The sequence below is a fragment of the Streptomyces sp. NPDC104761 genome, assembly GCF_055583445.1.
Map to the genome: position 1 here is coordinate 36,827 of NZ_JBVJNZ010000026.1, position 9,760 is coordinate 46,586.

Annotated in this window: 9 protein-coding genes; 3 read left to right on the plus strand and 6 right to left on the minus strand. The window is 69.3% G+C overall.

Annotated elements, in window-relative coordinates:
* Positions 1–549: 549 nt before the first annotated feature.
* Together ACZ63F_RS40710 and ACZ63F_RS40715 are read right to left on the minus strand one after the other, a co-directional pair.
* Positions 550–918 (minus strand): YrdB family protein, encoded by a 369-nt coding sequence (locus ACZ63F_RS40710; protein ID WP_469718879.1) that lies wholly within the window; start codon positions 916–918, stop codon positions 550–552.
* Positions 919–1,176: 258 nt separating this feature from the next.
* A complete protein-coding gene (locus tag ACZ63F_RS40715; RefSeq protein ID WP_469718880.1) occupies positions 1,177–1,563 on the minus strand; it encodes a hypothetical protein in 387 nt (128 codons plus the stop codon).
* A 486-nt stretch (positions 1,564–2,049) separates the two neighbouring features.
* Between ACZ63F_RS40715 and ACZ63F_RS40720 the strand changes: the two genes are divergently transcribed.
* Both ACZ63F_RS40720 and ACZ63F_RS40725 read left to right on the plus strand, forming a co-directional pair.
* The gene (locus ACZ63F_RS40720; protein WP_469718882.1) at positions 2,050–2,397 is read left to right on the plus strand and encodes a GAF domain-containing protein; all 348 of its coding nucleotides are present in this window, start codon (positions 2,050–2,052) and stop codon (positions 2,395–2,397) included.
* Entirely contained in the window at positions 2,394–2,666 is a 273-nt protein-coding gene (locus ACZ63F_RS40725; protein ID WP_469718884.1) for a hypothetical protein, read from the plus strand. Before ACZ63F_RS40720 ends, ACZ63F_RS40725 begins: the two co-directional genes overlap by 4 nt.
* A gap of 193 nt (positions 2,667–2,859) precedes the next feature.
* Here the strand turns inward: ACZ63F_RS40725 and ACZ63F_RS40730 are convergent, their stop codons facing one another.
* On the minus strand, positions 2,860–3,219 hold the full coding sequence (locus ACZ63F_RS40730; RefSeq protein WP_469718885.1) for a nuclear transport factor 2 family protein: 360 nt from the start codon (positions 3,217–3,219) through the stop codon (positions 2,860–2,862).
* A 25-nt stretch (positions 3,220–3,244) separates the two neighbouring features.
* On the minus strand, positions 3,245–4,030 hold the full coding sequence (locus ACZ63F_RS40735; protein ID WP_469718887.1) for an SDR family oxidoreductase: 786 nt from the start codon (positions 4,028–4,030) through the stop codon (positions 3,245–3,247).
* A gap of 99 nt (positions 4,031–4,129) precedes the next feature.
* On the opposite strand from ACZ63F_RS40735, the gene ACZ63F_RS40740 reads away from it, so the two are divergent.
* On the plus strand, positions 4,130–4,645 hold the full coding sequence (locus ACZ63F_RS40740; RefSeq protein ID WP_469718889.1) for a winged helix-turn-helix transcriptional regulator: 516 nt from the start codon (positions 4,130–4,132) through the stop codon (positions 4,643–4,645).
* An 861-nt stretch (positions 4,646–5,506) separates the two neighbouring features.
* On the opposite strand, the gene ACZ63F_RS40745 is transcribed toward ACZ63F_RS40740, so the two are convergent.
* The gene (locus ACZ63F_RS40745; protein WP_469718891.1) at positions 5,507–6,778 is read right to left on the minus strand and encodes an SGNH/GDSL hydrolase family protein; all 1,272 of its coding nucleotides are present in this window, start codon (positions 6,776–6,778) and stop codon (positions 5,507–5,509) included.
* A 71-nt stretch (positions 6,779–6,849) separates the two neighbouring features.
* Positions 6,850–9,252, minus strand: coding sequence for a hypothetical protein (locus tag ACZ63F_RS40750; protein ID WP_469718892.1), 2,403 nt, complete (start codon positions 9,250–9,252; stop codon positions 6,850–6,852).
* Positions 9,253–9,760: the final 508 nt, after the last annotated feature.

Genomic DNA, 9,760 nt, shown 5'->3' on the forward strand with positions numbered 1-9,760 from the left:
TCGTAGTCGATGTCGTACGTCCGTGAGAAGCTGCTGTCCGGATGATCATCAGGCAAGCTGGGCGGCGAGGAACGGACCGCTGCCGCGACGCGGGCGGTGATCACCCGGAGGCGTGCCGCGCGCGCGTTTTTCCTTTGTCGTCAGTCAGCCAGGACTGTGCTGGTGTCGTCAGCCAGGACTGTGCTGGCCCACCCGCGCAGCGAATCCGCTATCCCTGCGGCGGCACGGCAGGCCGCGCCTCAGAGGCCCGGACGATCCGCTCCCGTCGGGAGGGTCGTCATTCGGGCTGTCCGGGGCAGGGCGGTCCGCTGCCGTCCTCCGGGTCGGACCGCGGACGCGGACCCGGCTCCCCGTAGCGAAGACGCGTGCGAACAAAGCGGAGCCGTCCGGCCACGTTCCACCGCGGCCAGACCTGCGGGTCACCGTACGTCGGACGGCGCCGCGTCGGCGGGGGAGCACACTCCCACGCGACACCCGGCCGGGCTGCCAACCCGCCTGCAGAGCATGGTGGCAACCCCCCGGCCGCTGACGGGGCAAGGCCGCAACAGGTCAGGCGCCCCGGTGCATTGCGGCTTGGCGGTCCAGGGTCGCAAGGGTTGTGTTGGCCACGGCCAGGACCGCGAAAGTGGTGGCCCAAGCGGCGTGGTCCATGGCATACAACGTGGCCGATGCCGCGCCGAAAACGAGTGCCTTGACGGCGAGAACTGCAGGCAGCGGTACGGGTATTCGAGCCTTCGGGGCGGCGAACATGCCCCACAGGACGGCTGCGGCGGCCGGAGCGGCGACGGCAACAAGGAAACCGAGTGCCCTGCTCTCCACGCTCTGCCACCCCCACCAGGCCAGGACAGCGAGGGCTGCGATCTCCAGAAGGAACGCCAGCCCCTCATTGACCACGTGCAGGCGGGGAGGAAGCGTCATCTGGCGTAGCCCTTCGACGTAACAGCGGGCCGGCAGAGAACGGAGCCCGCCGCTGCTCGCAGCCCCGCCGGACCCGAGCGTAAGACATCGAATCGCCGCACCCGGCTCCTCTTTACAGGAGGCTGCGCGGTATTCCGTCTCGGTGTCTCGCCGCAGCCCTCCGATGACCCGCAGCCTCACGCGCAGCAAGGGCCCGACCGAGCTGCACACGCGCCCGAGAGCCAGGCCTGACACGGGTTGCAGAGATGTTTGGCTGCGTCAGGAGACCACGGCGTCCGGGTGGTTCCGGCGGCGTTGCCGCAGGACTCGGACGGGAAACGTCCACAGCCAGGCGGCGCCGGCCAGCCCGGCAGCGATCACCCCGATGAGATCGTGCCACCAGGCAGCGCCTCCACCTGGCGGGTAGATCTCGTCACCCCCCGTGTCGACGGCGGGAACGGATTCACCGATCGCAAGGTCCGGGCTTCCGGCCATGCTGATCCGGGTACGCCTGTCGCTGCCGTTCGCAGACAGGAAGGTGCCGACTTCGTTGCATCCGTGGTGGCTGCAGAGGATGTCCGTGGCTGTCCAGCGACCATGCTGCCCGTGACCGTCGTGCGCGGACAGGGCCGGAATCATCAAGGAGATCAGGGTCACGAAGACCACGACCGCGCCTGGGCCGGCGATGTATCGCCACCAGAAGGTCCGCCAGCCCGGAAAGTACACGCCGCGAACTGTACGCGTTGGCCTGGGCCGTGTCGCGGGGTCCCGTGCGACGAGGCAGACGGCTCGCCACAACAAGATCCTTGTCGCAACTGCGGTCAGAGCCAAAGTCGACGAGTCACATCGACGAATCTCATCGGCGAGGGAGACGCGCCGCCGAAGGGCGGATATGCCCCGGCTGCGAGCGGGCGGCTGCGACTCTTTCTCTGGCGTAAGTGCTCGCTCACAGAACATGGGTGGGTTTTCAGTGACGAGCGGCTCGGACCGTGCACTCGCACAAGACTGCGGCTGGGGACGGAGCCGGCGCAGATCGCCGAGCAACTCGTCGTCCTGGCGCGCGGTCAGAACCGGCTGCACGAGCTGTACGAGGCGGTCATCAGCCGGTACCAGGACCTGTCCGAGGTCCTGGAACTGATCGTCCGCACCGCCATGGACCTGGTCGGTGCCCGCTACGGCGCGCCGGGAGTACTGGACGACTCGGGCGAGCAGCTCCGCGAGTTCATTCCCGTCGGTCTGTCCGGCGCCCAGGTGCATGCGCTGTCGGGCACGGGGCTGCCGTCAGGGCGCGGGCTGCTCGGACATCTGATCGCCCATCCGGAGCCGGTCAGGGTCACGGACATCGCCGCGCATCCCGCATTGCTCGGCTTCCCGACCGGTCATCCGCCGATGCACTGTATGGTCGGGCCGCGGTCAGCATCCGGGGACGGCTCTACGGCAACCTGTACCGCTGCGACCGTGAGGACGGACGGCCGTTCGACGCCCATGACGAAGCGATGATCGCCTCGTTCGCCGAGGCCGCGGGCCTCGCCATCGACGGCGCCGCGCTGATGCGACAGACCCGGACGGATGCCGAGCACTTCCAGCGCATGCTGCTGCCCCGCCTGCCGGACGTGCACCCCCTGGTGAGCGCTGCCGCCTACCGTCCCGCCACCAGCCCCCGGCACATCGGCGGCGACTGGTACGACGCCGTCCGGCTGCCCGACGGCACCGTCGCCGCGGTCATCGGCGATGTGGTGGGCCACGACCTGCAGGCCCGAGGTCAATGATCAAGCTGAGCTGATGACGCTATTTGAATGTATCCGCCTGCTGCTCGGGGTGGTGCTGGGAGTCGCTCGCCTTGGTTCCCCACTGGAAGGCTGGCCAGCCCGGTCGTTCAGGTTGTTGGGCGCGACGGTTGGGAACGGCGGTCGGGGGCGAGCGGGCGTTCTCACGTAGACGGCAACGGGTTGCGTGGGGCACTCAGGGTTCGATGACGAGGCGTTCGATGAGGCCGTCCCGCAGTGTGAACTGGTAGCGCAGATCGATCGTCCCGCCGGGAAAGTTGCCCTCGAGGTGGTGGGTGGCGACGTAGCGGGTTGCGTCGGTCTGCTGAGCGTCGGTGAGGTGGATGGTGTAGGTGAACTCGGTGGCGGATCGGCCGAGCCACTCCTTGATCGCCTCGGTGCCTGCGTAGGTGTTGCCGTCGTCGATCACCGTGGCTGCGCCGGTGAACGCGGTGATCGCGGTGGCGGTGTCGTGGGCACGGTGCGCTTTCAGGTAGCGGGTGATCACCTCGGGCAGGATGTCCGGGGTGTTGGTGCGGGGCTGGTTGCCGTGCATGACGCTCCTTGGGGTGGTGGCGGGTTCAGACGGTGGGGGTGGTGCCGCCGTCGATGACGTGTTCGGCGCCGACGATGGCCGAGGCGCGGTCGGAGACGAGGAAGGCGACGAGCTCGGCGACTTCCTCGGGCCGGTTGGGACGGCCCAGCGGGATGCCTCCCAGGGAGTCCATGAGCCGGCCCAGGGCCGCTTCCTGGGTGATGCCGGCCTCGTGGGCGATCCGGGTGACGAGGTTGTCGGCGGCCGAGGTCTGCACGAAGCCGGGTGAGACCGTGTTGACGCGGACGCCGTGCGGGGCGACCTGGTTGGCCAGGCCCTTGCTGTAGGTGGTCAGGGCGGCCTTGGCGGCGGCGTAGGCCAGGGTGCCGTTCCACAGCGGCATGCGGCGCTGGATCGAGGTGACGTGTACCACGGCCCCCTTCCCTTTGGTGATCATGTACGGCATGAGTGCTCGGTCCAGGCGGACGGCGGCCAGCAGGTTGGTGTTCAGCTCCGTGGCCCAGTCGTCCTCGCCGAGCGCGGCGAACCCTCCGGCCGGGGCCTGGGACCCGCCGAGGGTGTTGACCAGGATGTCCACGCCTCCCACGCGGGCGTCCACCTCCGCGGCGACGTGGGCGGCGCCCTGGGCGGTGGACAGGTCGGCGGTGATGAACGTCTTCTCCTCGACGTCGTCGGGGCGGCTGCGGGCGGTGACCAGTACGGTTGCGCCGGCCTGGGCGAGACGTCGGGCGATGGCGGCTCCGGTGCCCTTGGTGCCGCCGGTGACCAGAGCGCGTCGGCCTTCGAGGGATTCGCTGATTGGCGTGGTCACGGTGTCCTCCGTTCCTGGGTGCGGGCACGGAAGGCACCGCCCCCGTCGTTACTGCTAAAATGAGAGCTACTAACTTCGACTTTAGCAGTAACTGGGGAGATGGTTGCCGTGGCAAGCCGGATCAGGCTGGAAGACCGGGAGTGCCCGCTGTCCACGACGGTGGAACACGTCGGCGAGTGGTGGACGCTGCTGATCCTCCACGACGCCTTCGACGGCTACACCCGCTTCGACCAGTTCCAGGAGAGCCTGGGCATCTCCTCCAGCATGCTCACCGCCCGGCTGAAGACCCTGGTGGCGGACGGGCTGCTGGAGCGCCGGCCCTACCAGACCAATCCTGTGCGCCACGAATACGTTCTCACCGAACTGGGGCGCTCCCTGCGACCGGTGATCGTCGCCCTGGCCGCGTGGGGCAACTCCCGACTCACACCGGCCGAACGCAGCATGATCCTCATCGACGCGCACAACGGCGAGGAGGTCGAACCCGTCGTCGTCGACGCCAAGACCGGCCGCCGGCTCGACGACAGCGACGCCTACGTCTTCACCGCAGGCCCCGCAGCCAGCGCCGCCATGCGCCACCGTTACGCGACACGACCGGCCTCCCCCGCGGAGGCGTAAGGCTGCCGCGGACAGGCGCCGAACGGCCTCGAACAGAGCCGGTACGCACAGGCTGCCCTTGAACCGACCAGGCCCACAGGCCCGCCGGCACTCCCGGCCCGCCGTGCCCTTGCCGCTTGAGAACCGGATCAGGTCAGGCGAGGAGCAACACCGGTCTTTTCCAGGAATCGCCATCGACCCGGGCTTCACATCCGGAGTTCGGCAGAAGCGCCTTGGCGGAGTGTAAGAAGCCGCCGTAGCCAGTCCTGACTCGGCTCGTCTGGCCGGCCGGCGGCTGGGGAATGCTGTACCTCATTGCTGCACGCGCTCGCGCTGGCACGATCCGTGGTCCCGTATCCGCAGTGCGCCGGTGCTGCCGCCCAGGGAGGTCCATCCCAGCCGGCCGCCGCCTCGCACTGCCCCTCTGATCGGGCACGGCACGGCAGCGTTGACAGGCGCCGTCGGATGAGCCGGTCGTGGTGGCGGGCGGCCGTCTCGCGGACGAGCTGGGCGAAACGTTCCAGGCTGCGCTTTTGGTGCTGCGCGGCTCGAGCTTCGTCCCAGTCCTCCATGTCGCCAGTACCCGATGAATTCGCTCTGCCGGCAGGAGAGTTGGGCATCCGGCTATCCGTCGGCCGCACCGGCCAGCGCTGGGACAACGCGCGGGCCGAGCCGTTCTTCGCCACCTTGAAGAATGAGCTGCTCGGCCCCAGCCCCGGCCGAGCAGGTCCTCCGCCCACACCGCGATCTTCGAGTGGATCGAGAGCTGGTACAGCCTGCACCGGCTGCACAGCAGCCTCGGTTACCGCAGTCCCGCCGACTACGAGGCCGCACCGGCAGCCTGACCACCACACCGATGGTGTCCGTCAAAGCGGAACAAGCTCACTCTCCCGTCAGCAGGGAGAGGTCGACCGCGTTCGCCAGTGCCTGCATGCCGGCCTCGTTGGGGTGGATGTGATCGCCGGAGTCGTAGGCCGGGTTGAGGGCGGCGGGGTCGGCCGGGTCGGCGACGGCCTTGTCGAAGTCGACCACGCCGTCGAAGGCCCCGCTGGTGCGGATCCACCGGTTGGCCGCCTGGCGGATCGCCTCCGCGGAGTCGGAGTAGTAGCCGTTGCCCTTGTCGGGCAGCATGGTGCCGCCGATGATCCGGACTCCTGCGGCGTGCGCCTGCCGGATCAGGTCACGGTAGCCGTCGATCAGGTCCTGCGCGGTCAGTGGGGCGCCGCCGGGACCGCTGTTGTTGCCGATGTCGTTGATCCCCTCCAGGAGGATCACGTCCCGTACTCCTGGCTGGCCGAGCGCGTCATGGGCGAAGCGCTTCTTCGCACTGACGCCCTGCCAGATGTTGGGGACATCCGTCAGGACGCGGTTGCCGCCTATGCCCGCGTCGACGACGGCCATCGGGCGGGTGTCGGCCAGGCGCCGGGCCAGGTCGTCGGGCCAGCGGTGGTAGGCCCCCGCAGGCGTGTTGTAGCCGTCGGTTATCGAGTCGCCGAAGGCCACCACGGTTCCGCGGGCACGCGTCGGGACGACGTCGATCCCGGACAGGTAGTACCAGGAGGTCCTCGCCGCGACGAAGGACGCGTCGGACGCCTCGGCGGTGTGGTCGCCCGGCCCCGACAGGTAGCTGGTGTCGAAGGCGTCGGAGTGCCAGGTGGCGGAACTGGTCGCATGAGGCAGGTAGATGCTGACCAGGACGCTCTGGTCGGCCTTGACGTGCATCGGCACCGGGTCGCTGACCGCTTCCCCGCCGGTGGGGACGGTCACGGACCTCCGGTGGTCGAAGGTGACCGGGAGCAGCGACCCTGCGACGGCGGTCGCCCGGCCGGCCTGCGCGCCGACGGTGACGTGTGCCACCGTCAGCGGGATGGTGCCGCGCAGGTTGGACAGGTGGATGCGTAGTGCGCCGCCGTCGACGGTGGAGTGGGCGACCATCCGGATGGTCTGGTCGTCGAAGTTCGGACCGCCGGCCGTCATGCTCGGCGACCAGGCCGCGACCCGGCCCTGCGGTACCTGGGCGTGCGACGCGGTGGAGCCGGCCGCCGGGGAGGCCGCCGTCCGGCCTGCGGCGAGGTGCGCGCCGGTGAGCAGCGCCACGACCGTGGCGGGTGCCGTCAGCACGGCGAGCAGCTTACGTCTGGGTGCGGAAAGCATGGGGTGTTTCCTTTCTCCCGGCGCACGGCCGGCCCCGATGGCGATGGGTTGCCTGTGATCGCGGTCCGCGGTCAGTTCAGGGTGAAGCCGTCCACCAGGAGGTAGTCGCCGCCGGCCTTGGTGAGAGTCAGGGTGTGGGTGCCGGCGGGCAGGTGCGCGACCGTGAACACGCTCTGCTGGGCGTGCCGTTGCGGGGTGTTGGCGCTGACGGTCTTCTGGGGGGCGCCGTCGAGCGAGACGGCGATCTCGCCTTCGTCGGAGTTCGTCTCGGTGAGGAAGCTGATCCCGGTGCCGGTGAACGTGATCGTCGCGGCGGCGCCGTCGTGCTGGGCGTAGTGGACGCCGTCGTCGAGGTCGCCGTAGCCGCGGGAACCACTGGAGGACCAGCTGCCGGTGTAGGCGATCCGCAGGTCGTCGTCGTCGACGGTCCGGCCGGGGAGGGTGCCGGGGCCCGCGGCCTTGATGATGTCCTGGGCCGCCCGCGGCCAGTTCCCGTCGGTCACCACGGTGGCCTGCTGGAACGTGATGTCGGTGCCGTTGTTGTTGTAGGAGGCGGTGTCGCTGTAGTTGTCGTGGATCGTGTCGTCGTGGATGCTCGGCGTCCACAGGTTCGTCCAGAGCGATCCGTTGGCGAAGCGCACGACGTTGTCGTGGGTGTTCCACAGCGAGCTGCCCTCGTCGTGGTAGATCATGTTGCAGCCGTCGATGCACTCCGAGAGCACGTTGCCGGCGAGTTCCGAGGGTGCGGACTGGCCGCCGAGAGTGTAGATCGGACCGCCGTCGAAGAGCGCGCCCATGACGCTGTGCACGTGGTTGCCGAGGATCTTGTTGCCGCCGGCGTACGTGGTGCCGTGCAGGCAGGGGTCGGGCAGCCCTTGCTTGGCCTGGAGTGTGCAGTTCGACGCCCATCCCCAGCCCCATCCGACGGACATGCCGGAGTACGGGGTGTAGCCGATGTCGTTGTGGGAGACGGTCGTCGCCCTGGTGTGGCCGACCCAGACGCCGACCGCGTCCTGGTACTCCTGGCCGGGGAACTGCACGGTGTTGCCGGAGACGGTGTTGCCGCTCGTCATGAGGGCGGGGTCGGTCTGGTAGTAGTCGTCCACCTCGCCGACCGAGACGCCGGTGCCGGAGGTGTCGGTGACGGCGCTGTCCTCGACCGTGGAGTTCTGTGTCTGGTCGGCGAGGTCGATGCCGCTGGTGCCGGTGTGCTGGACCACGTCGTGGGCGAAGGAGATCCGCGTGCCCCGGTGCACCTGGACCGCCGCGGGGATGCGGAGGGGCGTGCGGGTGGCGGGGTCCCAGATCACTCCGGCCTGGTTGTCCACGTAGCCCTCGGCGGACGGGGCGTTCCATGTGGTGTAGGCGAAGGTGAGTCCGGAGAAGGCGAGGTCGTGCACGGGTGCCACGACGTCGGGGATCACGGTGAACCCGTCGACGAGCAGGTAGGTGCCGCCGGTCTTGACCAGACGCAGGGTGTGCTTGCCCCTGGGCAGTCCGGTGACGGAGACCATGGCCTGCTGGGCGAGGCGCTCCGGGCCGTTTCCGGAGACGGTGGAGACCTTCTTGCCGTCGATGTACACGTCCGCGGTGCCTTCGTCGGAGTTGGTCTCGGACAGCACCTGGATCCCGGTGCCGGTGAAGGTGTAGGAGACCGCGTCACCGTCGTGGGAGGTGTAGTGCACGTCCGCGTTCAGGTCGCCGAGGTGCCGGCCGTCGGAGTATCCCCAGCTGCCGGTGTAGTCCGCCCGCCAGTCGGTGTCGTTGACGGGGGCCAGGTGTCCCGGGGTGCCCGAGGCGTCGACGACTTCGGGCGCCACCGGCAGTTCGACGTCCGCCGTCGCCAGGTTCTCGCCCGCGCGCGGCACGTAGTAGAGGTACCCGGCGGTCTCGTCGAGGTAGAACTGGCCCGGTGTGCCGAGGAGTTGGTAGGAGTTCTCCAGCCAGCCGACGCCGTCCATCGTCGGCAGTCCGGCGCCGTTGAAGGGGAAGCTCGGGTTGGGCACCGCGTTGTGGTTGTTGTTCCAGCAGCCGGGATCGACGGTGAGGTCCGAACCGCCCGACGCGGAACGGGTGATGGACGCCAGCGGGCAGCGCATCTGCTTCCAGCCGCTGTTGCGGACGACCTCGACCTGGGCGGGGTTCGTCCACGTGGTGTACGAGGCGTCGGCGGTGGTGAAGCCGGTGGCGGTCACGGAGAAGCCCGCCGGGTTGCGCGGCCCGCGGGCCCGGTCGGCGCGTGTTCCGTCGACGAACAGCTCCCGGCCGGCGGTGCCTGCGGGCACCCGGGCCCGGTAGATGTTCTTCGCGGCGTCGACCCGTGTGAAGCCGGTGATCCGCATCGCGCCGCTGAGCACCGGCGTCTGCCCCGCGGCCGCCCGGTACACCACCGGGTGGCCGGGCCGCCCGGAGTCCTGGACGCCGAGCCGGAAGGGAGCGGTGAGTCGGTAGGTCCCGCCCTCCAGTTCGACCACGACGTCGCCGGCGGCGTTCGGGACGAGAGATCTCGCGCGGTCGCGAGCGGTTTCGAGACCGCATGGACTGCGGTCACTGCACGCCGACCCACGCCCGTCGGGCGCGACATGCAAGGTGTCCGCCGCGTGCGCGGACGCGTCGGCGGCGACGGCCTCGGATGGGCCGCCGGTGAAACCGAGACAAGCCACGGCGGCAGCAAGGCACGCGGCGACAACGGTACGCATGGTCGATCTCCCACAGGACGAGCGATGGGCCCAGACGTCCGATGAATGTACGGAACCGTGGGGCCAAGTCCTAGATCTGGGACGAAAATTATCTGTCGCCATCCGATCTCTCTGGAAAGGAGTGCGGCAATTTCGTCGCCGACGGAGTCGTCCGAACGGTCCGGGCGGGGGGGGGTGTCCCCCGCCGGGACACCCCTTTCTCCCGTTTGATCCCTTGGGGTGCTTTCGCGCAGGACGAAAGCCCCGGCCACCCTTCTGTGTCCCCCATTTTCCACCCAACCCC